A 21,596-nucleotide genomic window follows, 5' to 3' on the forward strand; every position below is an offset into this window, starting at 1 on the left:
ATTCTGCGGTTGAGCCGATCAGGCCGCGTCATTACCGGCGGCCGGAGCGGCTTTCGCGCCACCCTTGGAGACACCGACCAGGGCCGGACGCAGCACGCGCTCGCCGATCATGAAGCCGGCCTGCACGACCTGCACCACCGTGCCCGACGGCACCGAGGGATCGGGGACCTCGTACATCGCCTGCTGGAAATTGGGGTCGAACTTCTGGCCCGTCGGATCGAACTTCTTGACGCCGTTCTTTTCGAGCGTGTTGAGCAGCGAGCGCTCGGTGAGCTCGACGCCCTCGATCAGCGATTTGAGGCCGGCATCGGCATTGTCACGCGTTTCCGCCGGCACGGCGTCGAGCGCACGCTGCAGATTGTCGGCGATGTCGAGCACGTCGCGGGCAAAGCCGGTGATCGCGTACATGCGCGCATCGGCAACTTCGCGCGCGGTGCGCTTGCGCAGGTTCTCCATCTCCGCCAGCGTGCGCAGCATCTTGTCGCGCGCATCCGCGGCTTCCTTGGCCAAAACCTCAACTGAGCCGGGCTCGGGGTCGTCAGGCATGATGTACGGCTTTGAGACGACGGGGTCGCTGGCCTGCGCCGGGTTTTCCGGATCGTTCTCATGCAGGTCGGGATCGGTCATGGACAGACTTCTCGCAAGTTCGGCGGTTCTGGGGATGTCGGGCGGGATATCGTGCTTTGAGCAGCGAAAATCAAGCGCAGCCTCGCAGGGGCGCTTCCTTCGAATTAACCATGGTTCGTATCAGCCACCCATCAGGCGGCTGAGCAGGCGCGCGGCATAGTCGACGGTCGGAATCACCCGGGCATAGTTGAGCCGGGTCGGACCGATGACGCCGAGCACGCCGACGATGCGGCCGGTGGCGTCGGAATACGGCGACACGATGGTGGACGATCCCGACAGCGAGAACAGCTTGTTCTCGGAGCCGATGAAGATGCGGACGCCCTCGGCATTCTCGGCACGTCCGAGCAGATCGACGACACCGCGCTTGGTTTCGAGATCGTCGAACAGCCGACGGACGCGTTCGAGATCATCGAGCGCGTGCAGATCCTCGAGCAGATTGGCATGGCCGCGCACGATCAGCTGACGCTCGTCACTGTCACCGCCGGACCAGCTCGCGACACCCGCCGCGATCACCTTCTGCGTCAGCTGATCGAGTTCGGCGCGATCGCTCGCGAGTGCGGTTTCGAGCTCGAGCCGCGCCTCGGCCAGCGTTCGCCCGCGGATCCGCGCATTGAGAAAATTCGATGCCTCGGTGAGCGCCGAGGACGGCACGCCCGGCGGCAAGGTCAGAACCCGGTTCTCGACCTGTCCATCCTCACCGACCAGCACGACCAGCGCGCGCTCGGGCTCGAGACGCACGAACTCGATGTGCTTCAGCCTTGTATTGGATTTCGCGGTCAGCACCACGGCCGCCGCGCGGGTCAGTCCGGACAGCCGCGTCAGCGCCTCGTCCAGCGCGGCCTCGACCGACTGCGCCCGGCCGACGGAGGCGAGCTGGCTCTGGATCGACTGCCGCTCGGCTTCGGTCATGTCGCCGACCTGCATCAGGGCGTCGACGAAGAACCGCAACCCCGCTTCGGTCGGCAACCGGCCGGCCGAGGTGTGGGGTGCATAGATCAGCCCGAGCTGCTCCAGATCGGCCATCACGTTGCGCACCGAGGCCGGCGACAAGGGAACCGCGATCAGGCGCGCGATGTTGCGCGAGCCGACCGGCTCGCCGGTCGCGAGATAGCTCTCGACGATCTGGCGGAAGATCTCGCGCGACCGCTCGTTGAGCTGCGCCAGGCCGGCAGGTGGTGTCATCAGGTTGATCGGATCGTGGTGGGCCACCAGAGACTCTCCTCCCCAGTTGCGTATAATTTGGCCATGCGGCGGCTCGGTGGCAAGTCGGTCTTGAGCCGCGTTCCCGCGTGACAAGCCCCTGATAAGCCCCTTGCCGCTGCCGGTCCCGGCTCCTAAAAGGCCGTCAAACCCGTCTTTTTGCCCATTCACGGAGAGAATCATGCGGCCGAGCCGCCGTGCACCGGATGAATTGCGCCCCGTGAGCCTGGAACGCGGCGTCGTCAAATACGCCGAGGGCTCCTGCCTGGTGAAATTCGGCGACACCCACGTGCTGGTGACCGCCACGCTGGAAGACCGGCTGCCGCCCTGGCTCAAGGGGCAGGGCCGCGGCTGGATCACCGCCGAATACGGCATGCTGCCGCGCGCCACCCTGGAGCGGACCCGGCGCGAGGCCTCCGCCGGCAAGCAGACCGGTCGCACGGTCGAGATCCAGCGCCTGATCGGCCGCTCGCTGCGGACCGCGATCGACCTGGAGGCGCTCGGCGAGCGCCAGATCACGGTCGACTGCGACGTGCTGCAGGCCGACGGCGGCACCCGCACGGCCTCAATCACCGGCGCCTGGGTGGCGCTGGCCGACTGCATCCGGTGGATGAAGACGCGCAACATGATCAAGACAGAGGTGCTGCGCGCCAATGTCGCCGCGATCTCCTGCGGCATCTACAACGGCACGCCGGTGCTGGACCTGGACTACGCCGAGGATTCCGAGGCCGAGACCGACGCCAATTTCGTCATGACCGGCGACGGCCGCATCATCGAGGTGCAGGGCACGGCCGAGAAGACGCCGTTCACCGAGGCCGAGTTCCTGGCGCTGATGGCGCTGGCCCGCAAGGGCGTGGCGCGGCTGGTCGATCTGCAGAAGATGGCGATCGCGTGAGCCGGACCCACCGCAAGCTCACCGGTCGCATCGTGATCGCGACCCACAATGCCGGCAAGCTCGCCGAGATGCGCGAGCTGCTGGCGCCGCATGGCGTCGAGGCGGTCTCGGCGGGCGAGCTCGGGCTCGGCGAGCCGGACGAGACCGGCGACACGTTCCAGGCCAATGCGCGCATCAAGGCAGTAGCGGCCGCGGAAGCGGCGCAGCTGCCGGCCTTTGCCGATGATTCCGGGATCGTCGTCCACGCGCTCGATGGCGCGCCGGGAATCTATTCGGCGCGTTGGGCCGGTCCGTCCAAGGATTTCGGCGCGGCGATGGCCCAGATCGAGCGCCTGCTGCAGGAGCGCGGGGCTGTCAGCGCCGACAAGCGCACTGCGCATTTCGTCTCGGCACTGTGCGTGGCCTGGCCGGATGGTCATGTCGAGGAGGTCGAGGCGCGCGTCGACGGGACGCTGGTCTGGCCGCCGCGCGGCAACGCCGGGTTCGGCTACGATCCCATGTTCCTCCCCGACGGACATGACCGCACCTTCGGCGAGATGACGAGCATCGAGAAGCATGGCCTGCCGCCGCTCGGCCTCGGCCTGTCGCATCGCGCCCGTGCCTTCGTGAAGCTCGCGGAGATCTGTCTTGAGCAGCGCTGACAGCGAAGCGTTCGGCGTCTATGTGCACTGGCCGTTCTGCCTGTCGAAATGTCCGTATTGCGACTTCAACAGCCACGTCCGGCACACAGCCATCGACCAGGACCGCTTCGCGCGCGCGTTCGCCCAGGAGATCGCGAGCACCGCCGCACGCACCGGGCCGCGCACCGTCAGCTCGATCTTTCTGGGCGGCGGCACGCCGTCGCTGATGCAGCCGCAGACGGTCGGCGCGATCCTCGATGCGATTGGCAAGCACTGGCACGTCGCTCGTGATGTCGAGGTGTCGCTGGAGGCCAATCCGACCAGCGTCGAGGCGACGCGGTTTGCGGGCTATCGCGCGGCCGGCGTCAACCGCGTCTCGCTCGGCGTCCAGGCGATGGATGACGCCTCGCTGAAGATGCTGGGGCGCCTGCACACGGCTGAGGAGGCGATGAAAGCGGTCGCGATCGCGCGGGGTGCGTTCGATCGCTATTCGTTCGACCTGATCTATGCGCGGCCCGACCAGACACCGGCGATGTGGACGGAAGAGCTAACGCGCGCGATCGGCGAGGCGGCCGAGCATCTGTCGCTGTATCAGCTGACGATCGAGGAGGGCACGCCGTTCTTCGGGCTGCACGCCGCCGGCAAGCTGAAGACGCCCGATGAGGGCCTGGCGCGCACGCTCTACGACGTCACGCAGGAGGTCTGCGGCCGTCACGGATTGCTGGCCTACGAGATCTCCAATCATGCCCGTCCCGGCGCCGAGTGCCGGCACAACCTTGTCTACTGGCGCGGCCAGGAATATGCCGGCATCGGCCCCGGCGCCCATGGCCGGCTCGACATCGACGGCATCCGGCACGCCACCGCCACCGACAAGCGGCCGGAAGCCTGGCTGATGCGGGTCGAATCCAACGGCCACGGCGTCATGACCGACGACCTCCTCAACACCGAGGAGCGCGGCGACGAATTCCTGCTGATGGGGCTGCGTCTGCGGGAGGGCATCGATCCCAAGCGCTACGCCGCGATCTCCGGACGTGCGCTCGATCCGCGCCGCATCGCGCTGCTGCGCGAGGAGGGCGCCATCATCGTCGATGCCGATGGCCGGCTACGCGTGACGCAGGAGGGCTTTCCGATCCTCGACGCCGTGGTCGCCGATCTCGCCGCGTGATCGATCGCGTCAGGTCGCGCTGAAGCTCTTCGGCGCGCCCGCGACGGCTTGGCCGCCGCCGGAGCCGACTCGCATCACTGCGAGTCCGCGCTCGTTGGTGCCGTCGCTGCGAAACCGGAACAGGCCATCGATGCCGGCGAAGCCGGAGGCGTTGGTGAGCACGTCCGGCGCAAAGCGCTGCGTGCCCTGGGTGCGCGCCAGCGCGGCAACCAGCGCCACCGCGTCATAAGCGAGCGTGGCCGTGCGCACGGGATCGCCGCCGAATCGCGTGCGGTAGCGGCCGGCGAAGGCGCGGAAGCCGGCGGGATCCGGCGCGGCATACAGGCCGCCTTGCAGGCTGGCGCTGCCATAGACCCGCGGATTGTCCCACAGCCCGGTGCCGAGCATCTGGATGTTGCGCAAGTTTGCGCCCGCTGTCGTCAACGCATCCGCCGTGGCGACGACGGACTCGCCATCATCCGCCAGCAGCAGCGCATCGGCGCCACCGAGCGCCTGCGCGACCGCGCGCGCCTGCATGGTGCGATCGCCCGAGTATTTCTCGAAGGCCACGATCCGTCCGCCGCGCCGGCTGACCGCGGTCTTGAACGCGCCTTCGACCACCGTGCCATAGGCATTGTCCGGCAGCAGCGCCGCGAACGAGCGTTTGCCGACACTTGCGGAGTAGTCGACGATGCGCGTGGCATCGGACTCCGGCAGGAAGCTCAGCAGATAGACGCCGCGCCCGGCCACGCTCGAATCGGTCGAGAAGGCGATCACGGAGATGTTGCGGGTGCGCGCCACCTGCGCCACCGCCGGTACTGATCCCGCGAACAGCGGCCCGAGGATGATCTCTGCGCCTTCGTCGGAAGCCTGCTGTGCGCCTTGCTGCGCGCCTTGCGGGCTGCCGGCGTCGTCCTTGATCAGCAGCTGGATATTCGGGTTCTGGAATTCGGCGAGCGCCATCTCGGCGGCGTTCTTCATCGATTGCGCGGCGATGCCGGCATTGCCCGAGGCCGACAGCGGCAAAATCAGCCCGACCCTGACCTGACCGTTACCGGCGACGGCCGGCTGCTGCGGCGGTCCGGCGGGGGCCGTGGGCTGCTCGAACGGGTTGGGAAACTGACCCATGCTCTGCTGCACGTTGGAGCAGGCCGACAGCAGCGGCGCGCCGACGATCAGCCCAAGCGCCGTCCGCCGGGCAACCACAGGGGCTCCCGGCTTGGCATGAGAGTTGGGATGACGCGGGCCAGTCATGGCATCTCTTCGCTCGGCCGAGACCGGCCAGAAGTTCCCCGATCGCACACCCCCCGAGGGCCGTGCGAATGATTCATATTGTCGACGAATAGTTAAGCAAAACAAAAGGCTGTCTGGGCCACACCCGCGATCAAATCGACGTTTTGCACGCTCTATCCCCTGCTCACGACCACCCTAATGAGTGCCGCTTCGTCCTTGAATCCCCGATGAACGGTGAAACCCCGGACCCGCCCGAAACTTCAATTTCGGCGCACGATCGTTCATTGGTGGCATTCCCGCGTCCGCCCCTTTAAATTACCGCGATGGGCGCCAAGGCAATCCCGAACATACCGCCGGACGACGGCAAATCTTCCACCAATTCGACCTATCTGGTGGCGGGACAACGCGTCGCGGCGCCGAGGACGCGGCCGGGCCTGTATCTCGTGGCCACGCCGATCGGTAATCTCGGTGACATCACCTTGCGCGCGCTGGAAACGCTGGCAGGTGCCGACATCATCTTCTGCGAGGACACCCGGATCACGCGCCGGCTGACCGAACGCTACGGCCTGGGTGCGGAACTCGCCGCCTATCACGAGCACAATGCCGAGGCCGTCCGGCCGAAGATCCTGCAGCGCCTGGCGGAGGGCGCCGCAATCGCGCTGGTATCCGACGCCGGCACGCCGCTGATCTCCGATCCCGGCTACAAGCTGGTGCGCGCCGCCTGCGAGGCCGGTCTCGCCGTCACCGCGCTGCCGGGGCCATCGGCCGTGCTGGCCGCGCTGAGCGTCGCCGCGCTGCCGACGGATCGCTTCTTCTTCGAGGGTTTCCTGCCGGCCAAGCAACAGGCGCGGCGCACGCGGCTCGGCGAGCTGGCGCGTGTCGAAGCGACGCTCGTGCTGTTCGAAGCCGGCAGCCGCGTGCAGGAGACGCTGGCGGATCTCGCCGACGCGATGGCGGGACGACAAGCCGCGATCTGCCGCGAGCTCACCAAGCTGCACGAGGAGGTCCTGCGCGGACCGATCACCGAGCTCGCGGCGGAGGCGAGCGGGCTGGAGACGCGCGGCGAGTTCGTGCTGGTGATCGGACCGCCGCCGCGCGACGCTAAGATCATGACCGATGGCGCGCTCGACGCGCTGCTCACCGATCTGCTGCGGCGATCGAGCGTCAAGGACGCCGTGATGCATGCCGTCGAGCTGTCGCGCCGGCCGCGGCGCGAGGTCTATGCGCGTGCACTGGTGCTCGCCAAGGAATTGCGCGCGGGAGAGGGCGATGGCGAAGACTGAGCACGCCACTGACAAGCCCGCCAAGGCTGCGAAGCCCAACAAGGAAACGAAAACCGCTTCGCCCGAGCGTATCGCCGCCTTCCGGACCGGGCTGTCGGCAGAGGCGCGTGCGGCCGCGCTGCTGATCGCCAAGGGCTACCGCATCCTCGCCAAGCGTTTCCGCACGCCGCACGGCGAGATCGACATCATCGCGCGCAAGCGCGGCCTCGTCGCCTTTGTCGAGGTCAAGGCACGCGCCTCGCTCGACGACGCGGCCTATGCGGTGACGCCACGCCAGCAGCAGCGCATCATCGATGCCGCGCAAGCCTGGCTGATGGCGCATCCCGACCATGCCGAATTCGAGCTTCGCTTCGACGCGATTCTGGTTGCGCCGCGCAGCCTGCCACGCCATCTCATGGCTGCCTTCGATGCCAGCCCCTGACACGATCCACTGCAGACAGACCGGGACCCGCCCATGAAACTCAACGTCGCCGTCCAGATGGACCCCATCGCGCGCATCAACATCCGCGGCGACTCGACGTTTGCGATGCTGCTCGAGGCGCAGCGGCGCGGTCACGGCCTCAGCTACTACACGCCGGACAAGCTCTCATTGCGTGGCGAGGAGCTGTACGCGCCGGTGCAGGCCCTGACCGTGCGCGACCAGGTCGGCGACCATTTCACGCTGGGCGAGCCGAAGCCGACGGCGTTGACCTCGTTCGATGTCGTGCTGCTGCGGCAGGATCCGCCGTTCGACCTCGCCTACATTACCTCGACGCATTTCCTCGAACGCATTCATCCGAAGACGCTGGTGGTCAACGATCCCGCCAGCGTGCGCAATGCGCCGGAAAAGCTGTTCGTGATGAACTTCCCGCAGCTGATGCCGCCGACCTTGATCTCGCGCGATCTCGACGAGATCAACGCGTTCCGCGATCAGCATGGCGCGGTCGTGATGAAGCCGCTGCACGGCCACGGCGGCGCGGCGGTGTTCCGCGTCATGCCGCAGGACATGAATTTCGGCTCGCTGTTCGACATGTTCTCGGTGACATTCAAGGAGCCCTGGGTGATCCAGCGCTTCCTTCCCGAAGTGAAGCATGGCGACAAGCGCATCATTCTGGTCGACGGCGAGTTCGCCGGCGCCGTCAATCGCGTGCCGGCCGCCGACGACCTGCGCTCCAACATGGTGCGCGGCGGCGCGGCCCAGGCGACCGACCTCAGTGCCCGCGAGCGCGAGATCTGCGACACGCTCGGCCCGGAATTGCGCGCGCGCGGCCTGCTGCTGGTCGGCATCGACGTGATCGACGGCAATCTCACCGAAATCAACGTGACCTCGCCGACCGGCATCCGCGCGATCTCCCGCCTCGGCGGCCCGGACATCGCCGCGCGCGTGTGGGATGTGATCGAAGCCAAGCGGCGCTGAGCGGGCCGCGACATAACTGGGGATAAACCCGATAGATGCGATCGTTGCGAAGCGGCGGTGGCGGGGCGTCACGGCTGACGCCAGCGCATTCCATGTTATGACGCCGTCCTCATGCGTCTCGTCCTCACCACCTGGAACATCAATTCGGTGCGCCTGCGCATCGACCTCGTCGCCAAGTTCATCAAGCAGGTGCGGCCGGATGTGCTGTGCCTGCAGGAAACCAAGTGCATCGACGATGCCTTCCCGCTGAAGCGCTTCAAGCGGCTCGGTTATGAGCACGTCGCGCTGAATGGGCAGAAGGGCTATCACGGCGTCGCCGTGATCTCGCGCTGGCCGTTCGAGAGCACCAATGTCCGCACCTTCTGCGACAAGGTGGATTCGCGCCACATCACCGTCGCGTTCGGCGAGAAGGCGCAGCTGGCGCGGCCACTGGTGCTGCATAATTTCTACGTGCCGGCGGGCGGCGACATTGCCGATCCCGCGCTCAATCCGAAGTTCGAGCACAAGCTGCAATTCCTCGACGAGATGAAGGCCTGCGAGCCGCTGCATCCGCGCGGCGACGACCGCCACATCCTGGTCGGCGACCTCAACGTCGCGCCGCATGAGCACGACGTCTGGTCGCACAAGCAGCTGTTGAAGGTGGTGTCGCACACGCCGATCGAGACCGAGAAGCTGCTCGCGGCGCAGAATCACGGCGAATGGATCGACGTCGCGCGCGAACGTATTCCGATGTCCGAGAAGGTCTACACCTGGTGGAGCTATCGCGCCGCGGACTGGACGGTGGGCGATCGCGGCCGCCGGCTCGACCACATCTGGGTGTCGCGCGCACTGAAGGACGGGATTTCCGACTTCCGGATCCTGCGCGACGCGCGAAGCTGGGAGCGCCCGTCCGATCACGTGCCGGTCACGGTGACGCTCGACGTCTAGCCGAGGCCCGCCATCACGACGTCAGCTTGGCGCCGGCCTTCAGAATGTCGCCGGCCAGCCGCGTCGCCCGATTGGCGAACTCGTCGCGCAGCCGCCGCGCGGCAAGGGCGTCGCTCTCCAGCACACGCTGGAACAGGCTGCGAGAGACCCGCACCACGGTGGAATATTCCAGCGCCGTCGCGGTCGCCGGCCGGCGCATCTCGACCAGCAGCGCGAGCTCGCCGATCAGCATGCCCGGCTTGGCGACGACCTCGGCGCCGACCTCGTCGCTGATCCGCAGCGAGCCGCGCTGGACGACATAGCCGCAATCGGCGGTGTCACCCTCGCGGAACAGCGCTTCGCCGCTCTGGATGTTGCGTTGCTCGGACCCGATCGCGATCATGCGCAGCGAATCGCTTCCCAACAGGCGCAGGGTCGGGACGCGCTCCAACAGCGCAATATCGTCTTCGATCGACATCGAGAGCCCGGGGAAGGCGGAATGGAACCAATATTATAGACGGCAAACCGCCAATCCCCGAACGTATCACGGCACCAGCTTGTAGCCACCGGCCTCCGTCACCAGAATCTCTGGATTAGCGGCATCTTTCTCGATTTTCTGCCGCAGACGGTAAATATGCGTCTCCAACGTATGGGTGGTGACGCCGGAATTGTAGCCCCACACCTCCTGCAGCAAGGTCTCGCGCGACACCGGCTGCTGGCCGGCCCGGTACAGGAAACGCAGGATCGCCGTTTCCTTTTCCGTGAGCCTGACCTTGCGCGCATTGGCGCCGGTCAGCATCTTCGAACCCGGACGGAAGCTGTAGGGACCCACCGAGAACACCGCGTCCTCGCTGGCCTCGTGCTGACGCAGCTGGGCGCGGATGCGCGCCAGCAGCACGGCAAAGCGGAACGGCTTGGCGACGTAGTCATTGGCGCCGGATTCGAGGCCGAGAATCGTATCGGAATCGGTGTCGTGTCCGGTCAGCATGATGATCGGCGCCTTGAAGCCGCCCTTGCGCAACGACCGCACCACCTCGCGGCCGTCGGTGTCGGGGAGGCCGACATCCATCAGCACCAGGTCGGGAGAGTTCGCCTTTGCCGCGCTGGCGCCCTTGGCGCCGGTGTCCACCGCCTGAGCCTCGAACTCGTCGTGCAACGACAGCTGCTCCATCAGTGTGTCGCGCAGATCGGTGTCGTCATCAACGATCAGGATCTTGCGGGCATTGGCCATTGGTACAAATCCTCTTGCTGGCGCCGGCGGGATCGGATGATGGCGCCTTCGACGGTGGGCAAAACAGGCTCAATAAGCCTTGTTTCGTCTTGAAGTAGGGGGCTGTTACCGATTCACAAGCGCCTGACACTCTACTCCACATTTCGGGAGGGATTGAGATGAATGTCTCCTCCCGCTCCCGCCACGGACCATTTGCCGACATTAAGGCAATTGACGGGCAATGCATGGCAATGAAAAGGCACGTTATTTCAAATCGTTATGGTGGTGGTCCAACCGACAGGGCCGCGACGGTCATTCGGATCCGCACCGCCGCCGGGAATCGGCAGCGTGGCTGGCTCGATGTCTCGGGGCGAATCATCCCGGTCGCCCTCGGCCGCGGCGGCATCCTCGCAAACAAGCGCGAAGGCGATGGCGGCACGCCGCGCGGCACCTTCCACCCGCGCCAGTTGTGGTGGCGGGCCGACCGTCACCCACGCCCGACAACGCGCCTCGCTATCCGGCCGATCGGGCCCGAAGACGCCTGGTGCGAGGACCCGGCCGACCGCCGCTACAACCGGCCGTTCCGGCTGCGTGGCGACCAGCCCGGCGACCGGCTGGCGCGCGGCGACCATCTCTACGACTTCATCATCGAGATCGACCACAACACCCGGCCGCGCATCGCCGGTCGCGGCAGCGCCGTGTTCCTGCATCTGGCGCGGCCGAATTTCGGTCCGACGGCCGGCTGCGTCGCGATGACCCGCCCGGCGATGCTGCGGCTGTTGCAAAGGATCGGCCCGCGCACCAGGATCATCATCGAATAAAGAGATCGAGGGGAGGACAGCATGCGCACGCCGGATCAGACCGCGGCGGCTTCGGAGATCCTGCGCGGGCACTGGCGCGATGGCCGCAAGCTCGCCGAACTGCCCGCCGATCTCAGGCCGCGCGACCGCGCCGAAGGCTACGCGGTGCAAGCCGTGCTCGAGCAGCATTCCAAGGCGCCGTTGTACGGCTGGAAGATCGCCGCGACCAGCGAAGCCGGACAGCGGCACATCAATGTCGCCGGACCGCTCGCCGGTCGCATCCTCGCCGAAACCGTGCTGCCGGACGGTGGCATCGCGTCGATGGCCGGCAATGCGATGCGCGTCGCCGAGCCGGAATTCGCCTTCCGGTTCGGCGCGGACCTGCCGCCGCGCGCGGCACCTTATGATGTCGCCGAGGTGCTCGCCGCGGTCGCGACGCTGCATCCGGCGATCGAGATCCCGGACTCGCGGTTCGCCGATTTCGTCAGCGCCGGCGAGGCGCAGCTGATCGCCGACAATGCCTGCGCGCATCTGTTCGTGCTGGGCGCGCCGACGACCGCGGACTGGCGCAGCCGCGACCTGGTCGAGGAGCGGCCGCGCATCACCGTCAGCGGCCGCGACTTCATCGGCCATGGCCGCAACGTGCTGGGCGATCCCCGCGTCGCGCTCGCCTGGCTGGTCAACGAGGTCAGCGCACTCGGCGTACCGGTGCGGGCGGGGCAGGTGGTGACGACAGGCACATGTCATCCGCCGCTGCCGATCGACGCGGGCGATGACATGCTCGCCGATTTCGGCGACCTCGGACGGGTCTCGGTGCGCTTCGGAGAGTAAGAGCGCCGTCAGCGGTGGCCGAAGATCGCCGATCCCACGCGGACATGGGTGGCGCCGAACTGGATCGCGGTAGCGAAATCGGCGCTCATGCCCATCGACAGGTTGGCAAGCCCGTTACGGGCCGCGATCTTCGCGGTCAGCGCAAAATGCGGCCCCGGCGCCTCGTCGACCGGCGGAATGCACATCAGGCCCGAGATCTCGAGCCCATGATCCTTGCGGCAGGCCGCAAGGAAGGCGTCGGCTTCGCCGGGCGCGATCCCGGCCTTCTGCGGTTCCTCGCCGGTGTTGATCTGGACGAATAGCTGCGGATGCCGGCCCTGGGCGGCGATCTCCTTCGCCAGCGCCGCGCACAGGCTGGCACGATCCACCGAATGGATGGCGTCGAACAGCGCCACCGCCTCCTTGGCCTTGTTGGACTGCAGCGGCCCGATCAGGTGCAGCGACAGCCCCGGATGCGCGGCCATCAGCGCCGGCCATTTGCCCTTGGCCTCCTGCACCCGGTTCTCGCCGAACACGCGCTGTCCCGCCGTGATGACCGGTTCGATCGCCTCGGCCGCAAAGGTCTTCGACACCGCGATCAGCGTCACGGACGAGCGTTCCCGCTCGGCATCGTGGCAGGCGCGCAAGATCTCCTGCTCGACGGCGGCAAGCGCGGATGGTGAAGGCGGGGTTACGGCGGGGGCATCGGTCACGAGGATATCCGGCGGTAGATTTACGGGGTTGGCTGCAATTTTACGGAGTTCGAGAAAGGGTTCTTGAACCCTTCTCCCTACCTTGCGCGACGGGGTAGGGGGAAGAAATGCCAAGCATCCGCTTCAACCGCAATAGAGTGAAGCTGAACCGGCTGTTGGGGATCCGTGCGCGTCTGGCATTGCTGGCTGTGATCCTGGTGGCGCCGCTGATGCTGGAACGCGCCAGGTCGCTCGAAAGTGCCAGGACGCGGCAGATTGCGCTGGCCTCCGAGGAATTCTTCAACATCGCCCGACAGAGCGCCGACATGCAGCGCGAGGTCATCATGTCGGTCGAGACGGTGCTGAAATCCACCGCCTATGTCCGGGCCTCCGCGACCGGCGTCAGCCGCAGCTGCGACATGCTGCGCGCCAGCTTGCCGGCCACGCTGCCCTGGATTCGCACTTTGATGATCGCCGGCCGCGACGGCCGCATCCAGTGTTCCACCAACAATCAATATGTCGGCCTCGATTTCAGCGAGCGGCCGTATTTCCGCGGCGCGCAGGAAGCGCGCGACTTCGTGTTCAGCGACTACCTGCTGTCCAAGCCGGCACAGATGCCGATCGTGATGGCGGCGTATCCGGTCGGTGCCATCACCGGCGAGCCGGACGCGGTGATGCTGGCGAGCGTGAACCTGGAATGGATGTCCAAGATCATGAGCAATCTTGGCGGCCGCCCGGGCATCACGGCGGTGCTGATCGACAGCGAGGGAACCGTGCTGGCGGCGCCGGCGGGCAGCACCGAGCTGATCGGCCGGCCGCTCGACAGCGTGCCGCTGCTCTCGGCCGTCGCCGAGACCGCGATGAGCTCGGACAAGCCGACCGATACGGTCTCGTTCAGGGCTGCCGACGGGTCGAAGCGTGCGATCACCTTCACGCGCATCGCCGACACGGGATCACGCCTGATCGTCAGCATCGACGAGACGCGGGTGACGGCCGCGATCGACCGCGACATCCGAACCGCCTATCTGCAGGCCGGGCTGGTCTGCCTGATCGTGCTGCTCGGCGCGCTCATCGCGGCCGAGAAGCTGATCGTGCGGCCCGTCAGCATGCTGGCGGCCACCGCCAAGCGCTTCGGGCATGGCCAGTGGTCGGCGCGCGTCGTCACCAAGAACCTGCCGTCGGAATTCGTGCCGCTGGCGAAATCGTTCAATGCGATGGCCGCCAAGCTCGGACAGCGCGAGCGCGAGCTGATCGCCGCCAATGACCGCCTCACGGTGATGGCGTCGATCGACATGCTCTCGGGCCTCGCCAACCGCCGCGGCTTCCAGAATCACATCGACGTGGAGTGGACGCGCGCCGAGCAGGCCGGCAGCGAGCTGTCTCTGCTGATGATCGATGTCGATCATTTCAAGCTCTACAACGACACCTATGGTCATCCGGAAGGCGACGCCTGCCTGTCCCGGCTCGGCGAGACGCTGTCGCAGATCGCAGCCGTGACCGACGCCTTTGCCGGGCGCTATGGCGGCGAGGAATTCTGTCTGCTGGTGCCCGGCATCAGCGCGCAGCAGGCGTTCGTCATCGGCGAGCAGGTGCGTTATGCCGTGCTCGACATGGGGCTGCCGCATACGACCTCGGCGCATCGCTGCGTCACCGTGAGCGTGGGCGTCGCCTCGGCGCGGCCGCAGGAGGCGCTGTCGCCGGCCGATCTGATCGAGGCCGCCGACGCGGCGCTCTATGCCGCCAAGCGGCAAGGCCGCAATACGGTGGTCGCGCATGGCTTCGGAGATGGTGCCGACGATTGGAGCGGCGTGGCGCGCGTGGGCTGAGACGCGGCGCCTGCCGATGATCAACCGACTGCGAGCTTGCGGTCGAGCTCGAGCTCGGTGACGACGCGGTTGCGGCCGAGCTTCTTGGCCAGATACAGCGCCTGGTCGCAGCGATCGATCAGGTCGGCCATAGCCTCGCCGAACTGAAACTGGCCGACGCCGATCGACACCGTGATCTGCGGCAGCACCTCGCCGGTCGAGCGCCGCGTGAACTGACAGTCGGCAATGGTGCGGCGGATGCGCTCGGCGATGACGGTGCAGCCCTCGAGGTCGGTCTGTGGCAGCACCGCGATCAGCTCCTCGCCGCCATAGCGCGCCGGCAGATCCTTCTCGCGCACCCGCTCGCGCAGCGCCTTGGCCACCAGGCGCAGCACCTGATCGCCGACGCCATGACCGTAATTGTCGTTGAACTTCTTGAAGTGATCGACGTCGATCAGGAGGATGCTGAACGGCTCGTCACGCTCCATCGCCTCGACCTGGGCGTGACGGAAGAACTCTTCGAGCGCGCGGCGGTTCGGCAGTCCCGTCAGCGTATCGGTGCGCGCGCGCTGCTCCGACTTGTTGAGGGAATCGCGGATGGTGTCGAGCTCGCGCGACTTCTCGGCAAAGCTTGCTTCGAGCTTCGCCGCGCGCGCGGTCGCCTGGGCGAGCTCGCTGACGAGGTTCTCGATCAGGATCTTCGGATCGACGCCCTGCTCGCTGCGCTCGGCGACGTCGTCGATCGCGGCCATGTGCGTGCGGTTGTCGGCAATCGCGGCCGTCAGATAACTTTTGGCCGAGTCCATCACGCCATGCAACTGTTGCGAGACTTTATGGACGACGGCTGCTTCCGTTCCCTGCTGGCCGATATAGGTGTCGAACAGCGCCTGGTTCGTGGTCTTGTCGAACTTGCGCTTGTTGCTGACGAGGATGTCGACGGCGCGCTTCAGGTCCGACGCCGAGCCCAGCGAGTACTTGAACCACAGATGGAAGTTGTTCGGCGTCGGTGGAACGCGCTGCTGAGCCATGGATTTCATGGCCTGTTCCGCGACAGTCGTCGCGTACTCGAAGTCAAGCTCGTCGAACGTAGCGCCGGACACGATGTGGAGCGATCCCAGATGCGGGCTGATGCCTCGATGTATGCACTCAGTCTCCCATTCAAGTCTTAACCGTGCCTCAACCCGACCTCCGACACCCCGGCCGCATCGTGCAAAAAATACTCGCGATTACCAGCGCTTAGCAGGTGCACGAAATGGTATCATCATCTGCCGCCCCATTGACCGACGTGCTGCTTTTGTGGCCTAGTCCGCCGTCGAAAAACGACGCGAATCCTCGAAAATTATAAGCGATTCCATGACATCCGAACGCTACAACGCCCGTGAAGCCGAGCCGCGCTGGCAGCGCCAGTGGGACGACAAGGCGATCTTCGCCACCAAGAACGACGATCCGCGTCCGAAATACTACGTACTCGAGATGTTTCCCTATCCGTCGGGACGCATCCATATCGGCCATGTCCGTAATTATACGCTCGGCGACGTATTGGCGCGGTTCATGCGCGCCAAGGGCTTCAACGTGCTGCACCCGATGGGCTGGGATGCGTTCGGCCTGCCGGCAGAGAACGCCGCGATCGAGCGCAAGGTGGCGCCGAAGGCGTGGACCTACGACAACATCGCGGCGATGAAGAAGCAGCTGCGCTCGATCGGCCTGTCGCTCGATTGGGCCCGCGAGTTCGCCACCTGCGACCCGTCCTACTACAAGCACCAGCAGAAGATGTTTCTCGACTTCATGCAGTCGGGGCTGGTGGAGCGCGAGAAGCGCAAGGTGAACTGGGATCCGGTCGACATGACCGTGCTCGCCAACGAGCAGGTCATCGACGGCCGCGGCTGGCGCTCCGGTGCGGTGGTCGAACAACGTGAGATGAACCAGTGGGTGTTCAAGATCACGAAGTACTCGCAGGAATTGCTGGACGCGCTCGACGGCCTGGACCGCTGGCCGGACAAGGTGCGGCTGATGCAGCGCAACTGGATCGGCCGCTCCGAAGGCCTGCTGATCCGCTTCGCGCTGGATCCCAAGACCACGCCCGCCGCTGAGACCGAGCTGAAGATCTTCACCACGCGGCCGGACACGCTGTTCGGCGCCAAGTTCATGGCGATCTCCGCCGACCATCCGCTGGCGCAGGCTGCGGCTGCCAAGAACCCCGAGCTCGCCGCGTTCATCGCCGAGATCAAGCGCATCGGAACCGCGCAGGAGGCGATCGACACCGCCGAGAAGCAGGGCTTCGACACCGGCATCCGCGCCGTGCATCCGTTCGACCCGAGCTGGAGCTTGCCGGTCTATGTCGCGAACTTCGTGCTGATGGAGTACGGCACCGGCGCCATCTTCGGCTGCCCGGCGCATGACCAGCGCGACCTCGACTTCGTCAACAAATACGGCCTCGGCAACACGCCCGTGGTCTGCCCCGAGGGACAGGACCCGGCGAGCTTCGTCATCACCGACACTGCGTTCGACGGCGACGGGCGGATGATCAATTCGCGCTTCCTCGACGGCACGACGATCGCGCAGGCCAAGGAGGAGGTCGCGAAGCGTCTCGAGACCGAGCAGCGCGGCGGCGCTGCCGTCGGCGAGCGCCAGGTCAATTTCCGCCTGCGCGACTGGGGCATCTCGCGCCAGCGCTATTGGGGCTGCCCGATCCCGGTCATCCACTGCGCCAATTGCGACGTGGTGCCGGTGCCGGCCAAGGACCTGCCGGTGGTGCTGCCGGATGACGTCAGCTTCGACAAGCCGGGCAACGCGCTCGATCACCATCCGAGCTGGAAGCACGTCACCTGTCCGAAGTGCGGGGCCAAGGCGACGCGTGAAACCGACACCATGGACACCTTCGTCGATTCGTCCTGGTACTTCGCGCGCTTCACCGATCCGTGGAATGAGACCGCGCCGACGACGCCTGATGTCGCCAACCGGATGATGCCGGTCGACCAGTATATCGGCGGCGTCGAGCACGCGATCCTGCATCTGCTGTACAGCCGTTTCTTCACCCGGGCGATGAAGGCGACCGGCCACGTCGCCATGGACGAGCCGTTCGCCGGCATGTTCACGCAGGGCATGGTGGTCCACGAGACCTACCAGAAGGCCGACGGCACCTACGTCAATCCGGCCGAGGTCAAGATCGAGATCGGCGGCAACGGCCGCCGCGCGGTGCTGACCGCGACCGGCGAGGACATCAATATCGGCCCGATCGAGAAGATGTCGAAGTCGAAGAAGAACACCGTCGACCCCGACGACATCATCGAGAGCTACGGCGCCGACGTCGCCCGCTGGTTCATGCTGTCGGACTCGCCGCCGGATCGCGACGTGATCTGGAGCGACGAGCGGGTGCAGGGCGCGGCGCGCTTCGTCCAGCGCCTGTGGCGGCTGGTCAACGAATCGGTCGCGGCGTCAGCCGAGGCCCCCTCCTCCCGTCCCGCCACCTTCGGCGCCGACGCGCTGGCGCTGCGCAAGGCCGCGCACGGCGCGCTGGACAAGGTCACCGGCGGCATCGAGCGGCTGCACTTCAACGTCTGCCTGGCGCATATCCGTGAATTCGCCAATGCGCTGACCGACGTGCTGGCGAAGCCGGCCAAGCCGGCACCGGACCTGGCCTGGGCCATTCGCGAGGCGGCCGGCATGCTGGTGCAGCTGTTCTCGCCGATGATGCCGCATCTGGCCGAGGAATGCTGGCAGGTGCTGGGCCATTCGGGGCTGATCTCGGAGGCGCCCTGGCCGCAAATCGAACGAGATTTGCTGGTTGAGGACACCATGACCTTGGTCGTCCAGGTCAACGGCAAGAAGCGCGGGGAAGTCACAGTCGCCAGCAACGCGCAGAATCCGGAAATTGAGTCTGCCGTTTTGGCGCTCGATGCAGTAAAACTGGCACTCGACGGCAAGCCCGTCCGCAAGGTGATCATCGTTCCCAAGAGGATCGTGAATGTCGTCGGTTAGGTTTCGGATCGCTGCACGCCTGGTCGCCGTGGCCGCTCTGGCCGGGCTGACGGCTGGCTGCTTCCAGCCGATGTATGCCGAGCATTCCGACGGCACCCCGGCGCTGCGCGACAAGCTGGCGGGTATCGAGCTGCCGCCGGTCGACAAGCCAAACGCCTCCCCGGAGGCGCGCATCGGCGTCGGCATCCGCAATGCGCTCGCCTTCAAGCTCTACGGCACCGCGACCGGCTCGGCGCCCACGCACAAGCTGGTGCTGAGGTTCCAGGCAGGTCGGTCGTCGCTGATCATCTCGCAGGCCACGGGCCTGCCGACCACCGAGAATGTCAGCATCGACGCGCAGTACAATCTGGTCGACTTGGCCACCAACAAATCGGTCATGACCGGAACGACCTTCGCGCGGACCTCCTACGACATTCCGGGATCGTATCAGCGCTTCGCCCGTCAGCGCGCGTTCAACGAAGCCGAGGATCGCGCCGCCGAAGAGGTCGCCGAGAAGATCAAGACCCGGCTCGCGGCGTTCTTCACCGCGGGCACCTGACGCGCGGCTGACACGGCCGTGGTCGCGCTACGCGGACGAGACATCGACGCCTTCCTGGCCAGACCGGACGCGGCCCGTCCGCTCATCCTGCTGTATGGCCCGGATGCCGGCCTCGTCCGCGAACGCGCCGAGGCGCTGATCGCGTCCGCGGTCGACAATCCCGACGATCCGTTTTCCGTGGTGCGGCTCGATGGCGACGATCTCGCCGCCGAACCGTCGCGGCTGGTCGACGAAGCGATGACCGTGCCGCTGTTCGGCGGCCGCCGCGCGATCCGCGTGCGCGCGGGCTCGCGCACGTTCGCCAGCGGTGTCGAGACGCTCAGCCAGATGACCGTGCGCGATTGCCGCATCGTGATCGAGGCCGGCGATATCCGGCCCGACTCGCCGCTCCGCAAGATCTGCGAAAAGGCCGCGACCGCAGTGGCGATCGCCTGCTATCCCGACACCGAGCGCGATCTCGCCAAGCTGATCGACGACGAGCTGCGCATCGCCAACCTGCGGATTGCGCCGGACGCCCGCGCCTCGCTGATGGCGCTGCTCGGCGGCGACCGCCAGGCCTCGCGCAACGAGGTCCGCAAGCTGACCCTGTTCGCGCATGGCGAGGGCGAGGTGACGCTCGATCACGTGATGGCGGTGGTCGCCGACGCCTCCGAGATGAAGCTCGACCCGATCGTCGACGGCGCCTTCGGCGGCAAGCCTGACGTGGTCGAGACCGAGTTCGGCAAGGCGATGATCGCCGGCACCTATCCCGGCGTGATCATCTCGGCGGCGCAGCGGCATGCCGCGTGGCTGCACAAATCGGCGCTCGCCGTCGCCTCGGGCACGCCGGTGTCGAGCATTCTCGAAGGCGGCTTTCCGCGGCTGCACTTCTCGCGCAAGCCGAGCGCGGAAACAGCGCTGCGCAACTTCTCCCCGGCCCGGCTGCTGCCGATCATCGACCAGCTCGCCACCGCCGCGCTCGACATGCGCAAGCAGCCCGGCCTCGCCGCAGCGATCGCGCAACGCACCTTGCTGTCGATCGCGCTGAACGCGCGACGGAAGGGTTGATGCGCCGGCGAGACGTCGGTGGCATCAGGGATCATGACGAACAACTCAGCCCAACTTGACCCGAGACCGCGCCCCACTCTCCACCGTCATTCCGGGGCGCCCGTAGCGCGAGCCCGGAATCCATCGGGCCGCATCATCCGCGGTGAAATGGATTTCGGGCTCGCGCTACGCGCGCCCCGGAATGACAGGGGAGAGAGCCGAGATCAGCAGAAGCAACGAGGACGCATGCACACCACTCTCGCGTCGTTCGTTGGTACCTCGTTAGTAGCTCGTCATGCTCGGGCTTGACTCCGGGCGTCCATCCTCTTCGAGCCAAGTCGTCCAAAAGATGGATGGCCGGGTCAAGCCCGGCCATGACGATGGAGAGAGTGTCTAAACCAATTCAAGGAAGTAAGAGCGAGCTCATCGTGCGATGGCGCAGTCAGCGCCGCCGGCTGACACCTAACCCTGCTCCAACCGGCGCATCACCTCGTCGAGCTGCTCAAGGCTGCGATAGGTGATCTGCACGGTGCCGCCGGGATCGCGGTGGCTGATCGACAGAGTGAGACCCAGCGCGTCGCCGACGCGCTTCTCCAGCGCGAGCGTATCCGCATCCTTCTTCTCGGGCGCGGCGCTGCCGCCGGAGCTGCGCGGCTTTTGCGGCTTGCGCTCGGGCACGCCCTCGTCATGCGCGAGCGCCTCGGTCTGGCGGACGTTGAGGCCTTCGGCGATGATCTTCTTCGCCGCCGTCAGCGGGTCCGGCAGGTTGATCAGCGCACGGGCGTGGCCGGCCGAGATCTGGCTAGTCGCGATGAAGCCCTGCACCTCGGCCGGCAGCTTGGTGAGCCGCATCATGTTGGCGACGTGGCTGCGGCTCTTGCCGACGATCTTGGCGATGTCTTCCTGGTTGCGTTTGAATTCGTTGGCCAGCGCATGATAGCCCTGCGCCTCCTCCATCGGATTGAGATCCTCGCGCTGCACGTTCTCGATGATCGCGAGCTCCAGCGCATCGCTGTCGCTGACATCGACGGGGACGATCGGAACCTCGTGCAGGCCGGCGGCCTGCGAGGCGCGCCAGCGGCGCTCGCCGGCGATGATTTCGAAGCGGTCCTGCTGGCCCTTGATCGGGCGCACCACGATCGGCTGGATCACGCCGTGCTGCTTGATCGAGGCCGAGAGCTCGGCGAGCTCGGCGTCGGAAAACGTCTTGCGCGGGTTGCGCGGGTTCGGTTTGAGAAACTCGATCGGCACCTTGCGCTGATTGCGCGGCCGCTCCGCAGGAGCACCCGCCTCGCGGTTCACGTCACCGATCAGACTTGCAAGGCCCCGGCCCAATCGCGATCGCGACTCGTCCGCCATCGCCTTCTCCTTTGGATTCACGTCACGCTCCGCTTGCGTCTGCTGCCGAACCGCGGCGTCGGCGCAATGAAAAG

General features: G+C 66.5%; 21 protein-coding genes. 13 read left to right on the forward strand and 8 right to left on the reverse strand.

The window, feature by feature from the left end; genetic code table 11:
* Window positions 1–18: 18 nt before the first annotated feature.
* Together grpE and hrcA are read right to left on the reverse strand one after the other, a co-directional pair.
* Window positions 19–627, reverse strand: a complete 609-nt coding sequence (gene grpE / locus ACQR07_RS22555) for a nucleotide exchange factor GrpE (protein WP_434904339.1) — start codon at window positions 625–627, stop codon at window positions 19–21.
* A gap of 120 nt (window positions 628–747) precedes the next feature.
* Window positions 748–1,836: a heat-inducible transcriptional repressor HrcA gene (hrcA, locus tag ACQR07_RS22560; protein ID WP_434869606.1), complete on the reverse strand. Its 1,089-nt coding sequence runs from the start codon at window positions 1,834–1,836 to the stop codon at window positions 748–750.
* 172 nt (window positions 1,837–2,008) lie between these two features.
* Here hrcA and rph point away from each other — a divergent pair, with 172 nt between their 5' ends.
* The 3 genes from rph to hemW are packed head-to-tail and all read left to right on the forward strand — an operon-like array spanning window position 2,009 to window position 4,507.
* Entirely contained in the window at window positions 2,009–2,722 is a 714-nt protein-coding gene (gene rph / locus ACQR07_RS22565; RefSeq protein ID WP_434869605.1) for a ribonuclease PH, read from the forward strand.
* Window positions 2,719–3,363 (forward strand): RdgB/HAM1 family non-canonical purine NTP pyrophosphatase, encoded by a 645-nt coding sequence (gene rdgB, locus ACQR07_RS22570; protein WP_434904340.1) that lies wholly within the window; start codon window positions 2,719–2,721, stop codon window positions 3,361–3,363. Before rph ends, rdgB begins: the two co-directional genes overlap by 4 nt.
* Window positions 3,350–4,507, forward strand: coding sequence for a radical SAM family heme chaperone HemW (gene hemW, locus ACQR07_RS22575; protein ID WP_434904341.1), 1,158 nt, complete (start codon window positions 3,350–3,352; stop codon window positions 4,505–4,507). Before rdgB ends, hemW begins: the two co-directional genes overlap by 14 nt.
* Window positions 4,508–4,516: 9 nt before the next feature.
* On the opposite strand, the gene ACQR07_RS22580 is transcribed toward hemW, so the two are convergent.
* On the reverse strand, window positions 4,517–5,740 hold the full coding sequence (locus ACQR07_RS22580) for a penicillin-binding protein activator (protein ID WP_434904342.1): 1,224 nt from the start codon (window positions 5,738–5,740) through the stop codon (window positions 4,517–4,519).
* A 302-nt stretch (window positions 5,741–6,042) separates the two neighbouring features.
* Between ACQR07_RS22580 and rsmI the strand changes: the two genes are divergently transcribed.
* The 4 genes from rsmI to ACQR07_RS22600 all read left to right on the forward strand — a co-directional run bounded on the left by rsmI (window position 6,043) and on the right by ACQR07_RS22600 (window position 9,325).
* Window positions 6,043–7,002, forward strand: coding sequence for a 16S rRNA (cytidine(1402)-2'-O)-methyltransferase (gene rsmI, locus ACQR07_RS22585; RefSeq protein ID WP_434904343.1), 960 nt, complete (start codon window positions 6,043–6,045; stop codon window positions 7,000–7,002).
* The gene (locus ACQR07_RS22590) at window positions 6,989–7,423 is read left to right on the forward strand and encodes a YraN family protein (RefSeq protein ID WP_434904344.1); all 435 of its coding nucleotides are present in this window, start codon (window positions 6,989–6,991) and stop codon (window positions 7,421–7,423) included. The genes rsmI and ACQR07_RS22590 overlap by 14 nt, the downstream gene beginning before the upstream one ends.
* Window positions 7,424–7,456: 33 nt before the next feature.
* Window positions 7,457–8,398, forward strand: a complete 942-nt coding sequence (gene gshB / locus ACQR07_RS22595) for a glutathione synthase (RefSeq protein ID WP_434904345.1) — start codon at window positions 7,457–7,459, stop codon at window positions 8,396–8,398.
* 111 nt (window positions 8,399–8,509) lie between these two features.
* Window positions 8,510–9,325, forward strand: coding sequence for an exodeoxyribonuclease III (locus tag ACQR07_RS22600; protein WP_434904346.1), 816 nt, complete (start codon window positions 8,510–8,512; stop codon window positions 9,323–9,325).
* Between the two features lie 13 nt (window positions 9,326–9,338).
* On the opposite strand, the gene ACQR07_RS22605 is transcribed toward ACQR07_RS22600, so the two are convergent.
* Window positions 9,339–9,782 carry a cyclic nucleotide-binding domain-containing protein gene (locus tag ACQR07_RS22605; protein ID WP_434904347.1) on the reverse strand — a complete coding sequence of 148 codons (444 nt, stop codon included), beginning with the start codon at window positions 9,780–9,782 and terminating at the stop codon, window positions 9,339–9,341.
* Between the two features lie 66 nt (window positions 9,783–9,848).
* Window positions 9,849–10,535, reverse strand: coding sequence for a response regulator transcription factor (locus ACQR07_RS22610; protein ID WP_006612692.1), 687 nt, complete (start codon window positions 10,533–10,535; stop codon window positions 9,849–9,851).
* A gap of 230 nt (window positions 10,536–10,765) precedes the next feature.
* Here ACQR07_RS22610 and ACQR07_RS22615 point away from each other — a divergent pair, with 230 nt between their 5' ends.
* Entirely contained in the window at window positions 10,766–11,335 is a 570-nt protein-coding gene (locus ACQR07_RS22615; protein WP_434904348.1) for a L,D-transpeptidase family protein, read from the forward strand.
* Window positions 11,336–11,356: 21 nt separating this feature from the next.
* The gene (locus ACQR07_RS22620) at window positions 11,357–12,145 is read left to right on the forward strand and encodes a 2-keto-4-pentenoate hydratase (RefSeq protein ID WP_434904349.1); all 789 of its coding nucleotides are present in this window, start codon (window positions 11,357–11,359) and stop codon (window positions 12,143–12,145) included.
* 8 nt (window positions 12,146–12,153) lie between these two features.
* On the opposite strand, the gene ACQR07_RS22625 is transcribed toward ACQR07_RS22620, so the two are convergent.
* Window positions 12,154–12,837 (reverse strand): YggS family pyridoxal phosphate-dependent enzyme, encoded by a 684-nt coding sequence (locus ACQR07_RS22625; RefSeq protein WP_434904350.1) that lies wholly within the window; start codon window positions 12,835–12,837, stop codon window positions 12,154–12,156.
* Window positions 12,838–12,944: 107 nt separating this feature from the next.
* Between ACQR07_RS22625 and ACQR07_RS22630 the strand changes: the two genes are divergently transcribed.
* Window positions 12,945–14,642 carry a sensor domain-containing diguanylate cyclase gene (locus ACQR07_RS22630; RefSeq protein WP_434904351.1) on the forward strand — a complete coding sequence of 566 codons (1,698 nt, stop codon included), beginning with the start codon at window positions 12,945–12,947 and terminating at the stop codon, window positions 14,640–14,642.
* A gap of 20 nt (window positions 14,643–14,662) precedes the next feature.
* Here ACQR07_RS22630 and ACQR07_RS22635 read toward each other — a convergent pair whose 3' ends face one another.
* Window positions 14,663–15,649 (reverse strand): GGDEF domain-containing protein, encoded by a 987-nt coding sequence (locus tag ACQR07_RS22635; RefSeq protein WP_434904393.1) that lies wholly within the window; start codon window positions 15,647–15,649, stop codon window positions 14,663–14,665.
* A 325-nt stretch (window positions 15,650–15,974) separates the two neighbouring features.
* On the opposite strand from ACQR07_RS22635, the gene leuS reads away from it, so the two are divergent.
* Genes leuS through holA form a run of 3 tightly spaced genes read left to right on the forward strand, consistent with a single transcriptional unit; the run spans window position 15,975 to window position 20,184 of the window.
* The gene (gene leuS, locus ACQR07_RS22640) at window positions 15,975–18,599 is read left to right on the forward strand and encodes a leucine--tRNA ligase (RefSeq protein ID WP_434904352.1); all 2,625 of its coding nucleotides are present in this window, start codon (window positions 15,975–15,977) and stop codon (window positions 18,597–18,599) included.
* Complete coding sequence (gene lptE / locus ACQR07_RS22645; protein ID WP_434904353.1) at window positions 18,586–19,137, forward strand: LPS assembly lipoprotein LptE; 552 nt, start codon at window positions 18,586–18,588, stop codon at window positions 19,135–19,137. Before leuS ends, lptE begins: the two co-directional genes overlap by 14 nt.
* Before the next feature lie 18 nt (window positions 19,138–19,155).
* Window positions 19,156–20,184, forward strand: coding sequence for a DNA polymerase III subunit delta (gene holA, locus ACQR07_RS22650; protein ID WP_434904354.1), 1,029 nt, complete (start codon window positions 19,156–19,158; stop codon window positions 20,182–20,184).
* Window positions 20,185–20,625: 441 nt separating this feature from the next.
* On the opposite strand, the gene ACQR07_RS22655 is transcribed toward holA, so the two are convergent.
* Window positions 20,626–21,522 (reverse strand): ParB/RepB/Spo0J family partition protein, encoded by an 897-nt coding sequence (locus ACQR07_RS22655; protein WP_434904355.1) that lies wholly within the window; start codon window positions 21,520–21,522, stop codon window positions 20,626–20,628.
* Window positions 21,523–21,596: the final 74 nt, after the last annotated feature.

Origin of the sequence: Bradyrhizobium sp. HKCCYLS20291 (assembly GCF_051167715.1) — a bacterium.
Lineage (GTDB): Bacteria > Pseudomonadota > Alphaproteobacteria > Rhizobiales > Xanthobacteraceae > Bradyrhizobium.